Source organism: Streptacidiphilus sp. BW17 (assembly GCF_041262485.1).
Lineage (GTDB): Bacteria > Actinomycetota > Actinomycetes > Streptomycetales > Streptomycetaceae > Streptacidiphilus.
In genome coordinates this window covers 117,093-137,392 of record NZ_JBGCCR010000015.1, presented here as the reverse complement: position 1 = coordinate 137,392, position 20,300 = coordinate 117,093, and the positions used below count along the sequence as shown (strand labels likewise).

Genomic DNA, 20,300 nt, shown 5'->3' with positions numbered 1-20,300 from the left:
TCCGCGGACGTCTGCGGACGTCAGCGTCCGACGGCGGAGCTGGGGAGGTCGCCGCTGTTCGTGCTGTTGCTGGTGCCGTTCTCGTAGGAGGTCGAGACGCTGCCGAGCAGGCCGAGCAGCAGGAAGAGGACGACCAGCGCCTTTCCGCCCCCGGAGAGCAGCAGCGGCCGGGACGCCGAGCGGCGATCGGGCGTCGCCAACGAGTCGTCGCCGAAGAGGCGCTTCGGATAGGCGGGCGTGAGCATCGACGCGTAGGCCTGGAACCGCAGCGAGAAGCGCACCGTCGCGGCGGTCGCCTCGAAGACCGGACGCGGCAGCCGACCGAGGACCAGGGCGATCAGCCAGAGGAAGAAGCCCACGGCGTACCAGCCCTGGGTCACCAGGCCTTGGACGATCGCGGCGGGGATCATCAGGATCAGCCGGAACAGCACGGCCAGTCGGTTGAGCGCGCCGGCCGGACGGAGCTCGACCTGGACGGGGTACTCGGGAGCGTCGAAGGCGAACGGCGGATACCGGTCGACCAGCAGCATCGCGTAGGACTGGACCCGCGCCTGGTAGACGAGCAGCGCGGCCAGATAGCGGTGGATCGGTTCGGGCAGCCGGCCGAGGACCAGCGCCGCGAACCAGCCGACCACGACGGCGAGGAAGCCGAGGATGCCGAGGATCGTGAACACGATCCACTGCGGGATCAGCAGCAGCCAGCGCAGCAGCACGGTCCAGCGGCGTTGCGCGCCCGGCTCCGGCAGGTCCAGCTCCGGTACGGCCTCGGTGTTGGGCAACAGTGGCGGGGTCGACCACGTCTGATACGCCATCCCGGCCTCCTGGTGTCCCGTTGTCCTCTTGTACGTCCACGTTGTCCGTCCACGTGTCCGTCCACGTGTCCGTCCACGTGTCCGTCCGCTTGTACGCGGCCTACGGCCCGAACCGTCCACGCGGCCAGGCCAGCTTCCCCGGCGCTTCGGCTGTGCGCGCGCCGGGTGGGCCATGTGGGCGGATGCCGTCCATGCCTCCCCAGGTGATCGGAAGAGGAACACACTCGATCATTTTCCGCACACTTCAAGCGATCTTGATCATATTCCGCTTCTGACTCAGAGCGACACATCTGCCCAGGTCCGTCGATACATTCTGATAAACCCTCACGTTCCACAAATCTTGTTGTCATGTGCAGCACGCGCATATGCCAGTGCGCCGGTCCATGCAACCGTGCGCCGACGCCAGCGCGCATCGGCGGGTGCCGCGCGGTCCATGACCTAAGCGGGGCGTCCGATTGCCGGACGCCGGACACCGGACAGCCGACCTGACGGCACCGAACGTCTGACGGCACCGAACGATGGAGGACCGCACGGCCATGGCGCGACGCGAACCCAACGTCCGTCTGCGAGCACTCGCCCAGGAGGCCGGCTGGACCGGCGCCGAACTGGCCCGGGCGGTGAACCGGGCCGGAGCGGAGAGCGGAGTGGAGCTGCGCTACGACCGCACCTCCGTCGCCCACTGGATGGCCGGGACCAGGCCCCCGACAGCCGTCGCGGCCCTCGTCGCCGAAGCGCTCGCCCGTGGCCTGCGCCGCCGCGTCACCCTCGCCGACACCGGCTTCGCGACGCCGGGGTCCCCCGCTCCGGGGGCGCCACCGGACCATGCCCGGGCCCCTGCAGATACGTTCAACCAGGCGGCGACGCTCACCGCGCTCGACCGGTCCCGCGCCCTGCCGTACCAGCGCGAGTTCGAGCCGGACCCGGTGCACACGAGGCCGTACAACCCGGCCGACGCCCCACCCACGCGTCGGGTCGAGGCCGCCCATGTCCGCTCGGCGCAGGCGATGTTGCGCTCCCTCGCCGCCGTCGACACCTCGTTCGGCGGCGGGCACTCCCGCAGCGCGCTGACCGGCTACCTGCGCTGCAGCGTGGCCGAGTGGCTGGAGAGCCCGGCCGCCCCCAGGGTGCGCCGCGACCTGCTGGTCGTCGCATCCCAACTCGCCTCACTCGCCGGGTTCATGTGCTTCGACGTGGAGCACCAGGGCACCGCTCAGGCGTACTACCGCACCGCCGCACGACTCGCCGTCGAGGCGGACGACGCACCCGGACAGGCCGCCGCGTTACGGGCGTTGAGCATGCAGGCGCATCATCTCGGCCACCGGCCGCAGGCGTTGGAGCTGGCCGAGGCAGCAGCCACGCACGCGCCGCGGCTGCCCGCCCTGCGCGCCGCCGCCGTGCTCGGCCAACTGGCTGTTGCCGCAGCCGGACGGGGTGACCAGCGACGCGCGCTGGACACCCTCGCCCACTCCTCCGAGCTCCTCTCCCGGGCCGGCAGCACCGAGAGCGGGGACGGAGGCGGCTACCACGAGGCGGCCCACGAGAGCCAGCAGGCCCAGGTCTTCGCCGCGTTGGGCGACGTACGGGCGGCGATCGGCGCGCTGCGACGTTCCTTGCAGCAGCGACCCCCGGGCGAGCGCCGCGCCCGCGCCGTGACCACCGACCGGCTGGGCACGCTGCTGCTGGAGGCAGGCAATCTGGAACAGGCCTGTGCCTCCTGGCACGACTTCCTCGACGACTACCCGCTGCTCCACTCCGGGCGCGCCGACCGTGCGTTGCGCTCGCTGCGCGGGCGCCTGCGGCCGTTCCGCACCAGCGTCGCCGGACGGACCGTGCTGGCGCGCAGCGAGCCGCTGATGTCGCGCTCGTCCCGCGCGGCCGTGGCGTACTGAGGCGCCCCGCCTTCCACGCCAACTCCCGTGCCGTACAGGGAATTCGAACCGCCACGCGTTCAACGCCCGCCAACTTTCAACATGCCCGGTCCCGTTCCACGCCCCACCGCATCGGCCGATCCCGCTTACTGGAAACCGTGCGCATCCACGCGCCGCAGAGGAGGAATCCACCATGTCCATCGAGGCCCCGGAGAGCTCGGCCGACGTCAACGGCAGCGCTCCCGACCAGCAGAGCCTCAGTACCAAGGCCGCGCGCAATCTCGCCACCACCACCAAGTCGACCCCGCAGATGCAGGGCATCAGCTCCCGGTGGCTGCTGCGGTCGCTGCCCTGGGTCGACGTCAAGGGTGGCACCTACCGGGTGAACCGCCGACTGAGCCTGGCGGTCGGGCGCGGTCGCGTCGGCTTCGTGCAGAACGGTGCGGACGACGTCCGGATCATCCCGGAGACGCTGCGCGAGATCCCCGCGCTGCGGGACTTCACGGACGACGCGGTGCTGGCCGAGCTCGCCTCCCGGTTCCGGCCGCGCGACTTCCGCGCCGGAGAGGTCCTGGTGGAGGAGGGGACGCCGATCGAAGAGGTCTTCATCGTCGCCCACGGCCGGATCAACCAGCTGAGCACCGGCAAGTACGGCACCACCAACGTGCTGGGCACCGTGGCCGACGGAGACCACCTCGGCGACGAGGCGGTGCTGACCAGCGACCCGCTGTGGCTGCACACCGCCCAGGCCGCCACCTCCGGCACGGTCATGGTGCTGCCCTGGTCCGGGGTGCAGGACCTGTTCGACCGGGCGCCCCAACTGGCGACTCACATCGACGGGTTCGTCTCCGAGTCGCAGCGGGCCACCAACCGGGCCGGTGAGGCCCAGATCGAGCTCAGTGCCGGGCACGAGGGCGAGCCGGTCCTGCCGGGCACCTTCGCCGACTACGAACTCGCGCCGCGCGAGTACGAGCTGAGCGTCACGCAGACCGTGCTGCGGATCCACAGCCGCGTCGCCGACCTCTACAACAGCCCGATGAACCAGACGGAGCAGCAGCTCAAGCTCACGATCGAGGAGATCCGCGAGCGGGAGGAGTGGGAGCTGCTCAACAACCGCGACTTCGGCCTGCTCCACAACACCGCGTACGACCAGCGGATCAACACCTGGTCCGGTCCGCCCACCCCGGACGACCTGGACGAGCTGCTCAGCATGCGCCGCAACACCGAGTTCTTCCTCGCGCACCCCAAGGCCATCGCCGCCTTCTTCCGCGAGTGCAACAAGCGCGGCATCTACCCGGACACGGTGACCCGGCGCGGCCACCAGGTCCCCGCCTGGCGCGGCGTGCCGCTGCTGCCGTGCGGCAAGATCCCGGTCGAGGGCCACAGCAGCTCGATCCTGGCGATGCGTGTCGGCGAGGACAACCAGGGCGTGATCGGCCTGCACCAGACCGGTCTGCCGGACGAGGTCGACCCGAGCCTGAACGTGCGGTTCATGGGCATCGACGAGAAGGCGATCCTGTCCTACCTGGTCAGCGCCTACTACTCGGTGGCCGTGCTGGTCCCGGACGCGATCGGGGTCCTGGAGAACGTCGACGTCGCCGCGCCGCGATCCTAGAAGGCACGGGAAGCCAGAAGCGAGGGAACCATGCTGCGCCTCGACGCCGACGTACTGAGCCGCCTGCTCTCCGGCCCTGAGGGGCCGGGCACCACGGCGATCCGACTCTTCCGCCCGCCCGTGCCGGACGCGTCCGTCGCAACGGACGCAGCTCCCGCGCCCGGCGTGCCCGGGCCCGCGGTGGCGCCCGGTACGGGCACGCCGGTCCGGATGGGCAACGTGACCGTTCCGCCGCTGTACTGCCCGAAGGCAAGCCGGGACAACAGGGCGCTGGGCGAGCTGGTCAACGACCGACTCGTCGCGTGGGCCGAGCAGATGGGCCTGTTCCAGGGGCGGTTGGAGCGGCTGCGGTCGCACGACTTCGGCCGGCTCTTCATGCTGGCCCACCCCGACACCGACGACCCCGACCGGCTGCTGGCCGCCGCACGCTGCGGGCTGTCGGAGTGGGCGGTCGACGACCACTGGGTGGACGAGGGCGACGACACCCGTCCCGAACTCATCGGCCCTCGCATCGCGTTGGCCCATGCCGTGATCGACCCGGTCCGGCTGCCGGGCGCGTACGGGGTGCAGTTCGAGGACGTGGTGCGGCAGGAGCCGGTGCTGCGCGCGTTCCGCTCGGCGCTCGCCGGGCTCTCCGCCATCGCCAACCCGACCCAGGTGGCGCGCCTGCGGCACGAGTTGGCGGTCATGTTCGTCGGCTACGGCCAGGAGGCCGAGTGGCGGAGCTCGGGGCGGCGTCCGGCCGTCTGGGAGTACCTGCTGCATCGCTACGAGAACGCCTTCTTCCCGTGCATGGTGCTGATCGACCCCGTCGGCGGGTACGAGCTGCCGATCCACGAGTTCGCCGACCACCGGGTGCGCCGGACCTACCTCTACGCGGGGGTGGCCAACGTCCTGCTCAACGACCTGTACTCGATGGCCAAGGAGGACCCCACCGACACCAACCTGCCCAACCTGATCGCCGCCGAGGAGGGTTGCTCCCTCCAGGAGGCGGTCGACCGCGCGGCCGCCATCCACGACGAGATCATGCACACCATCGAGGCGGAGTGCGCCGTGCTGATCGCCGCCGGCTCGCCGGAACTCAAGCGGTTCCTCGCCGGCGTCTGGGCTTGGATGGGCGGCAGCCACGAGTGGCACGCCACCAGCGCCCGCTACCACGGGACGTCCTCCACCGAGGCCGCCGCGCACGCCACCGAGGCGGCCACGCCCGATGCCGGGGCGGCGTCCTGACCGGAAGTGACGGTCCGTCACCCCACCTGCCTCAGCTCTTCTCCCTCAACGCTCGGCCGCAGCACGCGGCCGGGCAGTCTCACCGTGCCGATAATCCGGCACAGCATCTAGAGAACATCAGAGAACCGGAGTAGATCAGTGATCCTCAGCGAGAAGTCCGCCATCCCGGGCCAGTCCATGCACGGCCAGTCCTACGCCGACCGGACCAGCCCCTACCAGGACTCCGTCGCCGACTACTGGAACGCCGAGCGCAACCCGGTCAACCTGCGCCTCGGCGAGGTCGACGGCTTCTACCACCACCACTACGGCATCGGTGAGCCCGACTGGTCAGTGCTGGAAGGCCCGGACGCGACCCGCGAAGAGCGGATCGTGCAGGAGCTCCACCGGCTGGAGTCGGCACAGGCGCAGCTGCTGGCCGACCGCCTCGGGCCGATCACGGCGGACAGCCGCCTGCTGGACGCGGGCTGCGGTCGCGGCGGCGGAAGCATGGTGGCCAACGCCCGGTTCGGCTGCCGGGTGGACGGGGTGTCGATCTCCCGTACCCAGGTCGACTTCGCCAACGAGCAGGCGCAGTTGCGCGGGGTCTCCGACAAGGTCCGGTTCCACCTGCGGAACATGCTGGACACCGGCTTCGAGTCCGGTGCCTTCGACGCGAGTTGGAACAACGAGAGCACCATGTACGTCGAGCTGGGCCTGCTCTTCGCCGAGCACGCGCGGCAACTCCGGCGCGGTGGCCGGTACGTGACCATCACCGGTTGCTACAACGACACCTACGGCCTGCCCTCGCGCGCGGTCAGTGAGATCAACGCGCACTACATCTGCGACATCCACCCGCGCAGCACGTACTTCAAGGAGATGGCCGCCAATCGTCTCGTCCCGGTCAGCGTCATCGACCTGACCGCGGCGACCATCCCCTACTGGGAGCTGCGTGCCAAGTCGCACCTGGTGACCGGGATCGAGAAGAGCTTCCTCAACGCCTACAAGGACGGCAGCTTCCAGTACCTGCTGATCGCCGCCGACCGGGTCTGACCCGACACTGACCGGGCCCACGCGGCCCGGTCGAACGGCGCGCCGCGTTGCGGGCCGGGGCACAGTCGTCATAATCGTGCTGATAATCGACGGTGCCCCGGCTCCCCGGTTTCCCGGCGTGGACCGCCGGGCCGGACCGGCGGAGGAGCGGGGACGAGGACGTGGACGAGGGACCATCGCCGAGCACGGCCATGCCGGAGCCGTCTTCGCCCAGCACCCCCGAGTCACTCAAGTCCCGCAAGTCCCCTAAGAAGTCCCCGGCCGAGCCCCCGACCGAGTCCCCGTCAAAGCCGCCGACCGTGACGTTTCCCGAGGCGCTCGACGCCGCCCGCGCGGGGCTGTTCGCATGGGACGTCGCCTCCGGTGCGGTCCACTGGGACGACTTCGTCTGCGCGCTGGTCGGCGTCTCCCCCGAGGAGTTCGACGGGCGTGCCGACGCCTTCTTCGACGCCCTCCATCCCGCCGACGCGGCCCGGTTGGCGGCGGCCACCGCCAAGGCGCTGGAACGAGGCGGCCGTTACCACAACCACTACCGCATCGTGCACCCCGACGGCCGGATACGCCGGATCGAGGAGCGCGGCGAGGTACTGCTCGGCGCCGACGGACGGCCGGAACGCGTCCTCGGCCTGCTGCTCGACCGCAGTTCCGACGGCCCCGACGGGGGCTATCCGGCACTGCCGACCGCGGCCCTGGCCAGTGACCCTGACGCCGCGCCGACCTTCGACACCACCGACGCCTTCCTGCTCACCATCACCCGCGCGCTCTCCCGGGCGACCACGGCGGACGACGTGATGCAGGTGCTCACCGACATGGTCCGCCCGTCCCTCGGCGCCGAGACGCTGCTCGTCTCGCTGACGCCGACCGGCGACCCGCACGAGATCGGTACCGTCACACTGCACGAGCCGCTCCCCGAGGAGCTGCATCCGTTGCGTCCGGCGGCGGCAGCCGCCATGCGGCGGGCGCTGGTGCAGGAGAAGCCGGTCTTCGTCGAGGGCATCTCGGCTCCGCCGCCGCCCGGCCGCAGGCCCGTCGTGCGGACGTGGGCGGTGTTGCCGCTGGCCTCCTCGGACCAGCGGCACGGCAGCTGCCTCTTCGGCTATCCCGGCGCCCGCCGGTTCGACGAGGCGCAACGCTCCCTGTTCACCGCGCTGAGCGGCATCATCGCGCACGCGCTCGGCCGTGCCCTGCTCTACGACGCCGAGCACCAGCGCGCCACCGAGCTGCAGCGCGCGATGCTGCCGCGCCGCGTCCCGCAGGTCCCGCACCACACCGTGGCCGTGCGCTACCGGCCCGGCACGGCCGGGATGGAGGTCGGCGGCGACTGGTACGAGGTGCTGGAGCTGGACGAGGGCCGGGTCGGGCTGGTCATCGGCGACGTGCAGGGCCACAGCGCCCGCGCCTCGGCGGTGATGGGCCAACTGCGGATCGCCCTACGCGCGTTCGCCCGCGAGGGCCACGACCCCGCCGGGACGCTGGCGCGCACCGGCCGGCTCCTCTCGGACCTGGACACCGACCTCTTCGCCACCTGCTGCTACCTGACGCTGGAACCGGCGACCGGGCGACTGTGGGCCGCCCGCGCCGGTCACCCGCTCCCAGTTCGACTCGAAACCTCCGGCTCGGCGCGGGAGTTGGACCTGCCGGGCGGTCCGCCGCTGGGCGTCGACCCGACGGCCGAGTATCCGCTCGTCGAGCACCGACTGGGCGTCGGCGAGGGCCTGCTGCTCTACACCGACGGCCTGATCGAGGACCGCGAGGAGTCCTACGACGAGTCGGTCGACCGTCTGCTCGCCGCCTTGGTGGGCGAGGGGCGTCCGCCGGCGCAGACCGTCTGGGAGAGCCTGGCGGACCGTCTGGTCCGCCCCCGGGCCGCGGCCACCGCGCAGCGCGACGACCTGGCCCTGCTGCTGCTCCGCCGGGACGCCTAGCGCCCACGGCCCCGGGCTCGCTGGATCAAGCAGCTCAGCCGCACCCGTGCCCAGGTGAGCCCGGCCTTCAGCCGCCCCGCCGGCGTCCTCCTGGGCACCGCCTGACCGTTGCCCAAACCTCCTGCGGTGCCCGGCATCCGTGGGCTACCGTCGGCCCATGACGGACAAGATCGCGAACGATCCGCGGGCGTCCATCCGTAACGCCTTCGCGGACGCCAGGGAGTTCACCACCTCCCCGCTCTACCGCTCGCTCGCACGCGTCGTCGCCGAGGACGACGCACTGTTGGACCTGGCCTCGCGCGGGCGCGCGGGGCAGTACCCGACGTTCCTCTTCTTCGGTGCGGTGCACCACGTGCTGCTGTCCGGGGTCGACCATCCGCTCGCGGCCTTCTTCCCGTCCCGGGTCGCCGATCCGGTGCCCGCCGGCGAGGCGGTCGGCGCCGCGCTGCGGGCGTTCTGTGCCGCGTACGAGTGGGAGCTGACCTCGCTGATCAGCTCCCGGCTCGTACAGACCAACCAGGTGCAGCGCTCGCTGGCGCTGCGCTACGGCCTGGCCACACTGCTGCCCGAGACCGACGGCACCCCGGTCCACCTGATCGAGGTCGGCACCAGCGCGGGCCTCAACCTCGGCTACGACCGCTACGGCTACACCGTCGGCGCCCAGCACTTCGGCGACCCGGACTCGCCGGTCCAGCTCGCCGCCGAGCTGCTCGGCGACGGCCCGCTGCCGGACCTGGACACGCTGCCGAAGGTGGCCAGCGTCCTCGGCGTCGACCTCAACCCGATCGACATCCGCGACGCGGAGGACAGGCGCTGGCTGGAGGCGCTGATCTGGCCGGAGAACCACGACCAGCGCCGCCTGTTCAGCGCCGCGTCCGAGCTGATCGCCGCCGACGCGCCACAGATCCGGGCCGGGGACGCCGCCGTGGTCCTGCCGGAGCTGGCCGCATCCCTTCCGGCGGGCGAGCCGCGCGTGGTCTACCACTCCGGCACCCGGATGCACGTCCCGGCCGACCATCTGGACGCCTTCGACGCCGGGATCGAGTCGCTCGGCGCGGACGGGCCGTTGTGGTGGCTCTCCCTGGAGGAGGCGCCGGATCCCGCGCTGCCCCGCACCTCGGACCGCTTCGGCGCGGCGCTCAACCTCCGTGGCCCGGACGGCGAACGGCGCACCCTGGCCGTCGTCGACGGCCATCTGCGCTGGGTCGAGCCGATGCCGTGCTGAGCGCCGTCTCGCTTCGGCCTCCCAGGCCGGAGGAGGCCGGGGAGTTGACGGAACTGGTGCTCCGCTCCAAGGCGCACTGGGGTTACGACGCGGACTTCATCGAGGCCTGCCGGGAGGAACTGACGCTCCGCCCCGCTGATCTGACACCGGATCGGGTCTTCGTGGCAGAGCGCTCCGGCAACGCCGTGGGGATCGCGGCTCTGAGTCGGGACCTGCCCCCGACGGGCGCGCTCAACCTGCTGTACGTCGACCCGTCCGCGATCGGGCACGGTGTCGGCGGCCGGCTCTTCGCCCATGCCTGCGCGATCGCCCGCGCCGCCGGCTTCGCCCGGCTCACGATCGACGCGGATCCGCACGCCGAGCCGTTCTACCTGTCGCGCGGTGCGGTCCGGATCGGCGAGACCCCGTCCGGATCGATCCCGGGCCGGATGCTCCCGCTGCTCGCCGTGGACTTGGGCGATCGGGCTCCGGCGGAGCCGTAAGGCCCAGGAAGCGGAGCGGTAAGTCCAGGAAGGGGCGGCGGCCGGTGGACGGAGGCCCGCACAGGGCCGTTGAACGAGCCGACCAGCCCGATCGGCAGCCACCCCTTCGCGTCACACAGGCGTGTGCATGCCACGCCGAGCAACGACCTTGATCGTAGTACGTGAGGGACGCTCGCGCAGCGTTCGTGCGCCGCTCGCGCCGCCCGGATTCGCGCCGGACGTGTGAATCCGGACCGACATGCCAGAGCAAAAACGGCAATCGGCTCGCATCTGCAAAGGCACAGGAATTCGGATATCACGGAATGGATACGGTGAAACCGTCGTCACCTTCGTTCACTTCGAGAACACGCGAGGTTTCCGTCATGGCCCAGAGCTCCGACAGCACCCTGAGCATTCGCAACCAGATCCCCGGCACCGTCACGTCCGTCACCAAGGGCACGGCGATGGCCCAGGTCAAGGCGCGCCTCACCGGCGGCCAGGTCGTCACCGCCGCGATCACCACGGACGCCGCCGACGAGCTGAAGCTGGCCGAGGGCACCGCCGTCCAGGCCGTGATCAAGGCGACCGAGGTCTCCCTGGCGACGGGTTCGGTCTCCGGCCTCAGCATCCGCAACCAGCTGCCCGGCACCGTCACCTCCATCGCCGCGGGTGCGGCGATGGCCTCGGTCAAGGTCTCCATCGAGGGCGGCGAGCTGACCGCCGCGATCACCAAGGACGCCGTCACCGATCTCGGCCTGAAGCAGGGCAGTTCGGTGGTGGCACTGGTCAAGTCCACGGACGTGTCGCTCGCGACGGCCTGACGCCCACCCCGTCAGCCACGGCTCACCACAGCTCACCACACCTCGAATTCGTTGCCCTCCGGGTCGACGAGTTCGGCTTCCGGAGAGCCCGCCGCAGAACCCGCCGGTGAGCCCGCCGGACAGCCCGGCGGTGAGCCCGCCGCAGACACAGCGAGCCGCAGCCGGTTCGGCGCGGACTTCGGCGCGGCAGGCGGGCCTATCACCAACGTCGGCCCGGTGCCGGACGGATGACGCAGTCGGACGCCCCACGCTCCCCGGTCGACCACCTCCCAGCCGGTCCGCGGCTGCCAGAACGGGAGTTGGGCGGCCGGGTCGGCGGCGTCCAGTGCGAGCGCCGCGAGCCCGTCGTCCGCCGAGGCGTGCGGCAGCACGCAGAACTCGTTCCCCTCTGGATCGGCAAGCACCGCCCACGGCACCGCTCCCTGCCCGATGTCGACGGGCTCCGCCCCGAGGGCCCGCACCCGCGCCACCTCGTCCGCTCCGCCCGCCAGGTCGAGGTGCAGCCGGTTCTTGCCACGCTTGGGCCCGCCCGCCGCGGCGAAGCGCAGCATCGGACGGCCCGGATACGGCGAGTGCAACTCGCTGCCGTCCGCCGAGGGTTGCCAGCCCAGCGCCGCGCCCCAGAAGGCGCGCAGCGCCGACACGTCCGAGGCCTCGATCACGACGCCGAGCAACGCTGCCATGGCTCCCCCGCCTTCGGTCCGACCGGCCTCGGCAGCGTACCCGGTCACAGACAGCGGGTATGTTCTGCTGCGATCCGGTGTTCGGGTGCGCCGGGAGTCGGAGGGGGCACGGTGGATTCGCTCAACACGGTGAACACGGATGCGGTGAGCGGCAAGCGCGACAAGGCGCTGGTCCTGGGCGGCGGCGGACTGACCGGCATCGGTTGGGAGTGCGGGATCCTGCACGGCCTCGCGGAGGCGGGCATCGACCTCGCCGGGACGACGGACGTCGTCATCGGCACGTCCGCCGGAGCGGTCGTCGGCGCACAGCTCACGTCCGGCCTGCTCGGCGTCCAGGAGCTGTACGAGCGGCAGATCGCGGCCGTGGAGGCCGGTGAGGCGTCCGGCTCGCTCGGCACGTCGGCGATGCTGCGCTTCGCCTGGGAGGTCGCCCGGTCGCGCGACGCCCGGTCCTTCGGCGTCCGGATGGGCGAGTTGGCCATGGCAGGCGCCAAGGGCGACGACTCCGGAACCACCCCGTCCCCGCAGCGCGCGAGCATCGCCCGGCGGCTGCTCAGCCACGAGTGGCCGGGGCCGGAACGCCGGTTGGTGGTCACGGCCGTCGACGCGGAGACGGGCGAGTTCGCGGCCCTGGACCGCGACGGCGAGCTGGGCCTGCTCGACGCGGTGGCCGCGAGCTGCTCGGTGCCGGGCGTCTGGCCCCCGACCCGCGCGGCGGGCCGTACCTGGATCGACGGCGGCATCCGCTCCTCCGCCAACGCGGACCTCGCGGCGGGCTACCGCAGCGTCGTCGTCATCGCGCCCCTGCCCGTCGGGGCGGGGCCCATCGCCAGCCCGCGCTCCCAGGCCGCACGCCTTGCCGACTCCGGCTCCCGCGTCGTCCTGATCACCCCGGACCGCGCCGCACGCCGCGCCTTCGGCCGCAACATGCTCGACCCCTCCCGGCGCGCCTCCGCCGCCCGCGCAGGCTTCGCCCAGGCAAGGGCACATGTGGAGACCATCGCCGCCGCGTGGTGCGCGGCGGGCCACTGAAATCGCAGGTCGTCCCGCGGGCACGCGTGGTACCCGCACGGCGGCCGTAGCGCGGACGGGAGACGGAGCTCAGTCGCTGCCTTCCAACGACGCACGGGTGGCCGGACCGTAGACGCCCGGTGGGTCGCCGGTCAGGTCGCGGTCCTGCTGGAGCTGGGTGACGCCGCGTGTGGTCGCCGCATCGTAGACGCCGGTGGTCGAGACGTAGGTGAACCCCTGCTCGAAGAGCAGCTGTTGCAGGTGCGTCACGGCGGGCCCGGTGTCCCCCGGACGCAGGGTGCCGTCGGCGGACGGCGACGCCGCCCCGGACACGGACACGGACACGGCCGACGACGGCGTGGGCGAAGCCGACGGCGAGACGGGGTGCCCGAGCGCAGCCCGCGTCGTGGCACCGTCCGTCGGGGTGCGGGAGGCCAGCGGGCTTCGCTGCGGCAGGACGGTCGGGTTGACCGGCTCGGAGGTCGCGGACGCGAGAGCGGGCGCGGAGCCGTGGACCGGCGTGCCGCCGCCCAGCGTGCCGGCGAGGATCAGCGCCGCCGCGGCGGACGTCAGCAGAGCTCCGGCGAGCAGCAGAACCCTTCGCCCACGAGGGGAGGACCCCCGGTGCTCGTCCGCGCCACCACCCACGGGCCCTGTCGGGCCGGGAGCCACGCGCCTCTCCGCAGGAACAGGACCCTCCCGGGAGGGTGCCGTATCGCCCCACTCCACCGCAGGCACGGCCGTCTCAACCGTCTGCCCGCCCAGCCGGGCGACATACGGCCGGACGAGATCGGCGTCGGGTTCCATGAGCCGATGATGATACGCAGCCTCCCCCTGCCTCGCCGATTCGTGCGAAACACGGACCAGAGCCGAATCCTCGTGCTAAATCGGGCCCACAAAGCGCGACCAATCAGACACGGCTCAGTCGACGGGGAGGGTCAGACGGCGTCGAGGTGCTGCAGCCACAGGTAGGCGATCCACCCTGGGAGGGCGGGCAGCCAGAGCGTCAGCATCCGGTAGAGCAGGACCTGGAGCAGCGCGACGTCGTAGGGCATCCCGGTGGTCGTCTGCAGGGCGTAGGCCAGCACCGCCTCGACCCCGCCCACCCCGCCGGGGGTCGGGACCGCCTGGCCGAGGGTGCCGCCGATGAGGTTGGCGATGGTCACCTCGGCGAAGCCGGGGTGCTGTCCGAAGGCGAGGGCGCAGGCGTAGAGGCAGGCGGCGGAGAGCAGCGAGACCAGCAGCTGTCCGACGACGCCCACAGCCACCTTGCCCGGCTGCTGCAGCAGGTCGAGCATCCGCGGCAGAATGCCGCTGATCATGGGCCGCAGACGGGCGACCACCCAACGCCGCAGCGGCGGGACGGCGGCGGCGAGGAGCGCGAGGGCACCAGCGGCGAGCAGCGCGACCACGAGGTCCGTCGAGTCCGTGAACGGCGTCCGGTACTGGCCACTGGCCAGGAAGCCGAAGACGAAGATCAGCAGGATGTGCAGGACCAGCCCGACGGCCTGGGCGACGCCGACGCTGGCCACCGCCTGCCGCGTCGAGAGCCCCTGCTTGTGCAGGAAGCGCGTGCCCAGGGCCATCCCGCCCAGGCCGCTGGGCGCCACGATGTTGACGAACCCTCCGGCCACCTGGGCCAGCAGGCTCCGCCGCAGGTTCAGCCGCTCGGGGACGAAGCCGACGAAGCTCATGGTGGCGGCCACGAATCCGCCCGCCGAGAGGACCGCCGCGACGGCGATCCAGCCGGGACGCGCCTGCGTGAGCGCGTCGAACGGGTTGGTGTTCCTGCTGGAGAGCTGGAGCACCAACAGGTAGCCGGCGATGGCCAGTCCCAGGACGGCGATCAGGGTACGCGGGCGCAGTCGCTCCAGCCGGACGGCCTCGACCGGAGCCTCGGGGATGGCCCGCGTGATCTCGTCACGGATCCGGGCGAGCAGGGGCGTGCCCTGGTTCTGCTCAAGCTCCGGCTCCTGGTCCGGGTCTGTTTCCTTCGCCTGGTCCTTTTCCAGCGCCTTCAGCCGGGCCCTGGTGCTGCGCGGCAGTGCGAGCGGCTGCAGTACCGGCACCGCCGTCCCGAGCCGGTCCGGACCGAGGACGTCGAGCGCGGCGGCAACCGCGCGTTCGGGCCCCACCCGCAGGGACAGCGACGTGAGCAGCTGTGCGAGGTCCGTCCGCAGGACGAGGTCACCGGCCGCGATGTCACCGTCCTGCAGGTTCACCAGGCCGGCGTCGCCGTGCCCGTCCACCCACACGGAGTCGGCCGCCAAGGCGCGGTGGGCGATCCGCCGGGCGTGCAGGAGCTGGACCTGCCGCCAGATCCGGAGCAGCAGGCCATCGGTCAGTTCCGCGTCGTCGAGCTGGTCGAGCGTGCGCCCGGTGAGTTGCTCGTAGACCGCGAGCGACGCGTCCGGGCCCAGGTCGGCGGTGGCCAGCAGCCGCCTGGTCCGGACGCCGGCCGCCTCCGCTGCGTACGTGAGCAGCGCCTCCTGCCGCAAGGCGTCGCCGGGCGAGAGCAGGCTGCGCCGCTCGGGGGCGGAACGCAGGCGCAGCCGCTGCCCGAGCCGGCGCAGGAAGCCGACGGCGGACCGCCCCCGGTCCAGCACCATCACGTCCAGCAGCGGGCCCTCACTCGGGCCCTCGCTCAGGCCCTCACTCGCCTGCCGGACCAGGTAGCGCTGCGGCTCCTGCGGCGGTTGGTCCAGCCTGCGGAACGCCGCAGTGGGTGCGAACCCGACCTGACGCAGCGTCTGGAAGAGCAGCTCCACGTTCGGGCGGACGTTCGGTGAGCCCATCGCGTACGCCGTGCCGTGCGCGGTCGTCCAGCCGAGCAGCAGCGACAGCAGCACCGACAGCGCGTCCGCGTAGCCGCTCACCAGCGCGGTCAGCACGTTCAAGGCGACCACGACGTCGAGGCCGAACCGCCATTGCGGACGGTGGGCCACCCCGGCAGCCGTCATGAAGGCGATGGCCGGAACGGAGAGCGCGAGCAGCGGCCCGTCGAACGGCGAGGCCGCCTCGGGCGGGGTCAGCACGGACACGATCGCCTGCGGAAACAGCTCCGAGTACCAGAGGTTCAGCGTCATGCTGAGCCCGAACGCGATAGTGGCGGCGACCAGCCCGTCCTGGACGCGCCGACGCCCGTGCCGCAGCAGCTGAGAGACGGCGAAGGCCGTCGGCACCAGCACGACGGCGGTGCTGGCGAAGGACCCGGCCAGCGCCAGCAGCAGGCGCGGCGCCTGCCCGGCCCCGCGGGTCGCGTCCAGTTCCAGGCCGCCCATGGTGTCGTGCGCGGCCTCGGCCACCAGCAGCGTCAACGCGATGAACACCAGGCCCAGCACGAAGCGGATCAGCGTCTCCGGACGGCGGGCCCGCGCGGGCAGCAGCAGTTCGGCCCGCCCCACGCTCACCGCCTGGGGCAGCACGTCCTCGCCGCCGGACCGGGCGGGTCCGCGCAGCACCACATCGTTCACGAGGAGCGCCCCCACAGGTCACGGCCGGCTCGTCAGGCAGCACTCAGTACCTTAATCGCCCGCGTCCGCCGCCTTGCGGGCAGACGCAGGGCGGCGGAGCCGAGGTCGTGGAGTGCGCAGCCGAACGGGTGGTGTCACGTGGGGCCGTTTTCAGAACCGATAAATCTGACAATCCTTCACATGCTGGATCCGCACGATCGCTCCCGCGCGCAGCCGAAAGCGAAGCCACCCGCATGAGGTTCTACGACGACCCGCTGGACCAGGACGACGACCTTCGACCCTCCGAACCCGCCCCCGCTCCGAACGCACGGCGCAGCCGCCGGATGCTCGTCGCGCTGCTGCTCCCGTTCCTGATCAGCGCGTGGATGATGTGGGACGGCACCCGCACCGCTCATCCGCCGACGCGGGTAGCCGCGCAGGCCGCCCCCAGCACCGGGCGCGGCTCCGCGTCCCACCCGTACGCGTCCACCTCGCTCGCGCCCACCCGTCCGCCGGCGCCCATGCTGCTGCCGCTGGCCTGGAGCCCGCCGACCCGGATCACGATCCCCGCGATCGGGCTCGCCGCCCCCGTCGCGCCCCTGGGGCTGGACCGCTCCGGCGAGCTCTCCGCCCCGGCCGCCCCGGCCGCCCCGAGCGCCCCGGCTACTCCGGCTACTCCGGCTACTCCGGGCGACAGGATTCCCGAGGTCGCCGGGTGGTACAAGGACGGCGTCGCACCGGGGCAGCCCGGTAACGCCCTGATGGTCCTCTCCCAGCTGGGCTCCCTGCGCACGGGCCACCAGATCGAGGTACGTCGCCAGGACGGGCGCACCGCCGTCTTCTCCGTGGACGCCGTCGGTCCCTACGCCGGGAATGCCGGTAACGCCGGTAGCGCCAAGAACGTCACGAACAGCGCCACCGCCCCCGAGCTCCGCCTGGTCACCTCCAGCAGCTCGGACACCTCCGACATCGTCGTCGACGCCCGTCTCGTCGCCGTGCGCTGAAAGCCGTGCGCCGAGAGCCGTGCGCTGAGAGCTGAGCGTTGCCCCGCCCGTTCAGAGCGACAGCTGGTCCAGCAGCGGGCCGCCGAAGACCCCGTTCGGGTCCAGCGCGGCGAAGGTCGCCGCCGCAGCGTCCCAACCGTCCCCTGCCGCCTGGCCGTCGGTGTAGGAGGCGGGGATCGCGCCGCTCATCGCGGTCGTGTCGGTCCAGGCGCCGGAGGGGGTGTTGGCCCACTCCTTGGGCCACTCGTTGTGGACCGCCCCGTACGAGCCGGTGTAGTGGCTGCGGAACCACTGCTCCATCTCGCCCATGAACTGGTGGCAGCCGGGTGTGACCGGCACCGTTGTCATGTCGAACCAGACCGCCGTGTCCCACTCCGGGTGGTCGGGTCGGGTCCGCAGCGGCGAGAGCTGCGCGCCGAGCGCGCCCGGGACGCCGCAGTCGGCGGCCTGGTCGAGCCCGGTGACCCGGATCTCCAGCGGCGCGTTCATCGGGTAGAGGCCCTGCGCCGCGTACGACGCCAGCTTGGCGCTGTACTCGGCGTAGAAGTCGCTCACCACCTGCTGCACGTTGGCGCGCGTGGTCACCACGTTGCAGCAGGTCGAGGTGATCCGCAGCGTGGTCGGCCGGACGTAGAGCAGCACGTCGCTGGACCAGCCCCAGATGTCCCAGGTGTCGGTGGCGACCAGGCCCGCGCTGATCGCGTCCATCTGCGCCGCCGTGAAGGTCGGGGTCACCGACGCGTCGCCCGCGACGATCTCCGAGAGCAGGTCGGAGACGTTCTTCGGCACGATGTCGTTGAAGGTGAAGTCGTACGGCCCGGTCACCGCCCGGGAGACCCAGGGCTGGCTCGGCGTCGGCGTGAAGATCCGCAGCCAGGGCGAGGAGGTGAACGGGAACCAGATGCACACCACGCGCCCCGACTGCGCGACGTACGAGGCCAGTGACTGCGACCCCGCCGAGGCGGGCGGCGCGAAGAGGTCCGCGGCGGTCACGTTGAACCAGCTCTGGCAGCGCAGCCGTTGGTCCGCTCCGACGCGGAGCGTCGCCTCGGTGACGAAGATCCGTCCCAGGTTGACCAGCAGCGCCTGGATCTCCGGATCGGTGCGCTGGAAGGTCTTCAGCACGTACGCGCCCTGACCGGCGTCCCAGACCACGGCCGTCAGGCTGGTGATCAGGTTGCTGACGGAGCCGTAGGTGTGGCCGGACAGCGGAGTCTCCCCCACCGCGGGCACGCCGGTACCGCGTCCGCCGCTGGCCAGTACGCCGCCGACCGTGCACGCGCCGAGGACCGGGAAGCCGGTCAGGCCCAGGCCCGCGTTCTTGAGCGTGCCGAGGACGTTGTCCATGGTCGCGCCCGGCTGCACGGTGACGCTTGCAGGACTCCCTGCATTGACGGTGATGTTGGTCAGCGACGTCGTCGTGTCGACCATCAGCACTCTGGCGGGCGTCCCCGGCGAGGCGACCAGCGGCGACCAGCTGTAGCCGCCGCCCCGTGCGCGCAGCCGCCAGCCGTTGGCGTGCGCCCAGTTGGCCAGCGTCAGCACGTCGGCGGCGCTGCCGGGGGACGCCGTCCACAGGCCCTCGACGGTGATCTCCTCGGACCAGTTCTGGAAGGTCTGCTGGTACAGCGGGATCCCCGCCGGGAACTGCGGCGGCGCGGGGATGGTCGTGGCCGCGCTCGCCGCCGGGATCCGGCCGAACGGGGTCCACTGCACCGCCGTCGCCAACGCCGCTGCGGCGCCTGCGCCGAGCAGCATCCGGCGGCTGAAGACGGACGCGTGCGACTGTTGCTCTTCCACCGGCTTTTCCATCGGTACCCCTCCTGACGGGCCGCGCTCGGCTGTGTGCGGTCAGCGGGCAACGGGTTCTGATGGATCGTCAGGCGGTACGGTGGCGGCCGGAGATGGAGAAGTCAAGAACGAGAGGACTGCCACTCCCGAGCCAGCAGCGACCAGACCTGACTGTCCTGACGAACGCCGTTGTACAGGAACTGCTCGCGGAGCGTCCCGTCGAGGGACATGCCGACGCGCTGCGCGACCGCCTGGCTGCGGAGGTTGGCGGGGGAGGTGTACCAGGAGATGCGGTGCATCCCGCGCTCCTCGAAGGCGTAGGCGATCAGGCGGCGCACCGCGACCGTGATCAGCCCGTGGCCCTGTCCGGCGGGCTCGGCCCACACACCGATCTCGCAGTTGCCCGCCGCCGCGTCGAACTGCACGAACATCACGCCGCCGACCAGCACCCCGGCCCGCCAGATCCCGTAGAGCAGGCCGCCGTCGGCGGCCTGCTTGTCGGCGTAGCTCTGGAGCGTGGCGCGGGCGGACGCCAGGTCGGTGGTGCGGGTGGCCCAGGGGATCCACGGGTCGGTGTTGGCGCGGGCTCGGTCGATGTGCGCCAGGAACTCCTCGGCCTGCCACGGCTCCAGCGGGCGCAGCTCGGCATCGGGGGCGAGGGGCACGGCGTACACGGGCGTTCGTCCTGTCGTTCGCGGGCGGGATCGGTCGGGCTTCTCTTCGCAGGCGAGCCTATCCCGCCGCCTTCGGCCGAGCGCCCTACGCCTCCCGCGCGGGCAGCACAGGGAGCGCCGGGAGCGGCAGCGGCAGCCCCGGGAGGCCGTCGATGCTGTGCTCGATGTACTCCTTCTTGTGGAAGTACGCGTCCAGGCTCTCGTCCGTCTCGCGCTCGAAGCGCGACCCGTGCAGGGTGCGGTCCTCGTCGTAGCTCATGAACGGCACGGCGTAGCCGCAGGTGTCCCGGACCAGCTCGGCGTGGACGACGACGATCGCGCGCAGCCCGTGCCGCGTCGGGTCGATGTCCGGGAAGTGGCCCAGCAGCTCCGACCAGCGCGGGTCGTCCCGGAAGACCGGCTCCCCGCGCCCGTGGACGCGGACGATGTTCGCCGGCCCGTCGAAGGCGCACCACATCAGCGTGATCCGGCCGTTCTCGCGCAGGTGCGCGACGGTCTCGGCGTTGCTGCCCGCGAAGTCGAGGTAGGCGACCGTCCGCTCGTCGATCACGGCGAACGAGCCGGTCAGCCCCTTGGGCGACAGGTTGATGGTGCCGTCGCCGGCGAGCGGCGCGGTCGCGGTGAAGAAGATGTGCTGCGCCTCGATAAAGGTGCGCAGCCTGCCGTCGATACGCTCATAGGTCTTTCCCACAGGCCGAT

The 20,300-nt window shown here is 71.9% G+C and carries 17 protein-coding genes; 10 read left to right on the top strand and 7 right to left on the bottom strand.

What is annotated here, in order from left to right; translation table 11 throughout:
• Positions 1-20 precede the first annotated feature (20 nt).
• Positions 21-812: a DUF4389 domain-containing protein gene (locus ABH940_RS20115; protein WP_370105891.1), complete on the bottom strand. Its 792-nt coding sequence runs from the start codon at positions 810-812 to the stop codon at positions 21-23.
• A 536-nt stretch (positions 813-1,348) separates the two neighbouring features.
• Between ABH940_RS20115 and ABH940_RS20110 the strand changes: the two genes are divergently transcribed.
• The 8 genes from ABH940_RS20110 (at position 1,349) to ABH940_RS20075 (ending at position 10,986) form a co-directional block, all read left to right on the top strand.
• Positions 1,349-2,701 (top strand): hypothetical protein, encoded by a 1,353-nt coding sequence (locus ABH940_RS20110; RefSeq protein WP_370105890.1) that lies wholly within the window; start codon positions 1,349-1,351, stop codon positions 2,699-2,701.
• A gap of 172 nt (positions 2,702-2,873) precedes the next feature.
• Positions 2,874-4,295, top strand: coding sequence for a family 2B encapsulin nanocompartment shell protein (locus ABH940_RS20105; RefSeq protein ID WP_370069762.1), 1,422 nt, complete (start codon positions 2,874-2,876; stop codon positions 4,293-4,295).
• A 30-nt stretch (positions 4,296-4,325) separates the two neighbouring features.
• Positions 4,326-5,525, top strand: a complete 1,200-nt coding sequence (locus tag ABH940_RS20100; protein WP_370105889.1) for a family 2 encapsulin nanocompartment cargo protein terpene cyclase — start codon at positions 4,326-4,328, stop codon at positions 5,523-5,525.
• 177 nt (positions 5,526-5,702) lie between these two features.
• The gene (locus ABH940_RS20095; protein ID WP_370069914.1) at positions 5,703-6,554 is read left to right on the top strand and encodes a geranyl diphosphate 2-C-methyltransferase; all 852 of its coding nucleotides are present in this window, start codon (positions 5,703-5,705) and stop codon (positions 6,552-6,554) included.
• 161 nt (positions 6,555-6,715) lie between these two features.
• The gene (locus ABH940_RS20090; RefSeq protein ID WP_370069766.1) at positions 6,716-8,479 is read left to right on the top strand and encodes a SpoIIE family protein phosphatase; all 1,764 of its coding nucleotides are present in this window, start codon (positions 6,716-6,718) and stop codon (positions 8,477-8,479) included.
• A gap of 157 nt (positions 8,480-8,636) precedes the next feature.
• Positions 8,637-9,704 (top strand): DUF2332 domain-containing protein, encoded by a 1,068-nt coding sequence (locus ABH940_RS20085; RefSeq protein ID WP_370105888.1) that lies wholly within the window; start codon positions 8,637-8,639, stop codon positions 9,702-9,704.
• 44 nt (positions 9,705-9,748) lie between these two features.
• Positions 9,749-10,186 (top strand): GNAT family N-acetyltransferase, encoded by a 438-nt coding sequence (locus tag ABH940_RS20080; RefSeq protein WP_370105887.1) that lies wholly within the window; start codon positions 9,749-9,751, stop codon positions 10,184-10,186.
• 362 nt (positions 10,187-10,548) lie between these two features.
• Positions 10,549-10,986, top strand: coding sequence for a molybdopterin-binding protein (locus tag ABH940_RS20075; RefSeq protein ID WP_370069771.1), 438 nt, complete (start codon positions 10,549-10,551; stop codon positions 10,984-10,986).
• Between the two features lie 32 nt (positions 10,987-11,018).
• Here ABH940_RS20075 and ABH940_RS20070 read toward each other — a convergent pair whose 3' ends face one another.
• The gene (locus ABH940_RS20070; RefSeq protein WP_370105886.1) at positions 11,019-11,669 is read right to left on the bottom strand and encodes a VOC family protein; all 651 of its coding nucleotides are present in this window, start codon (positions 11,667-11,669) and stop codon (positions 11,019-11,021) included.
• Positions 11,670-11,780: 111 nt separating this feature from the next.
• Between ABH940_RS20070 and ABH940_RS20065 the strand changes: the two genes are divergently transcribed.
• The gene (locus ABH940_RS20065) at positions 11,781-12,701 is read left to right on the top strand and encodes a patatin-like phospholipase family protein (RefSeq protein WP_370105885.1); all 921 of its coding nucleotides are present in this window, start codon (positions 11,781-11,783) and stop codon (positions 12,699-12,701) included.
• A gap of 69 nt (positions 12,702-12,770) precedes the next feature.
• On the opposite strand, the gene ABH940_RS20060 is transcribed toward ABH940_RS20065, so the two are convergent.
• Positions 12,771-13,487: a peptidoglycan-binding protein gene (locus ABH940_RS20060; RefSeq protein WP_370069777.1), complete on the bottom strand. Its 717-nt coding sequence runs from the start codon at positions 13,485-13,487 to the stop codon at positions 12,771-12,773.
• A 131-nt stretch (positions 13,488-13,618) separates the two neighbouring features.
• Positions 13,619-16,153 carry a lysylphosphatidylglycerol synthase domain-containing protein gene (locus ABH940_RS20055; protein WP_370069779.1) on the bottom strand — a complete coding sequence of 845 codons (2,535 nt, stop codon included), beginning with the start codon at positions 16,151-16,153 and terminating at the stop codon, positions 13,619-13,621.
• Positions 16,154-16,386: 233 nt separating this feature from the next.
• On the opposite strand from ABH940_RS20055, the gene ABH940_RS20050 reads away from it, so the two are divergent.
• Positions 16,387-17,136: a class F sortase gene (locus ABH940_RS20050; protein WP_370105884.1), complete on the top strand. Its 750-nt coding sequence runs from the start codon at positions 16,387-16,389 to the stop codon at positions 17,134-17,136.
• Positions 17,137-17,187: 51 nt separating this feature from the next.
• Here ABH940_RS20050 and ABH940_RS20045 read toward each other — a convergent pair whose 3' ends face one another.
• The 3 genes from ABH940_RS20045 to ABH940_RS20035 form a co-directional block, all read right to left on the bottom strand.
• Positions 17,188-18,948, bottom strand: coding sequence for a cholesterol oxidase substrate-binding domain-containing protein (locus ABH940_RS20045; protein ID WP_370105883.1), 1,761 nt, complete (start codon positions 18,946-18,948; stop codon positions 17,188-17,190).
• Positions 18,949-19,049: 101 nt separating this feature from the next.
• Positions 19,050-19,601: a GNAT family N-acetyltransferase gene (locus tag ABH940_RS20040; RefSeq protein ID WP_370105882.1), complete on the bottom strand. Its 552-nt coding sequence runs from the start codon at positions 19,599-19,601 to the stop codon at positions 19,050-19,052.
• A gap of 85 nt (positions 19,602-19,686) precedes the next feature.
• A complete protein-coding gene (locus tag ABH940_RS20035) occupies positions 19,687-20,292 on the bottom strand; it encodes a pyridoxamine 5'-phosphate oxidase family protein (RefSeq protein ID WP_370069787.1) in 606 nt (201 codons plus the stop codon).
• Positions 20,293-20,300: the final 8 nt, after the last annotated feature.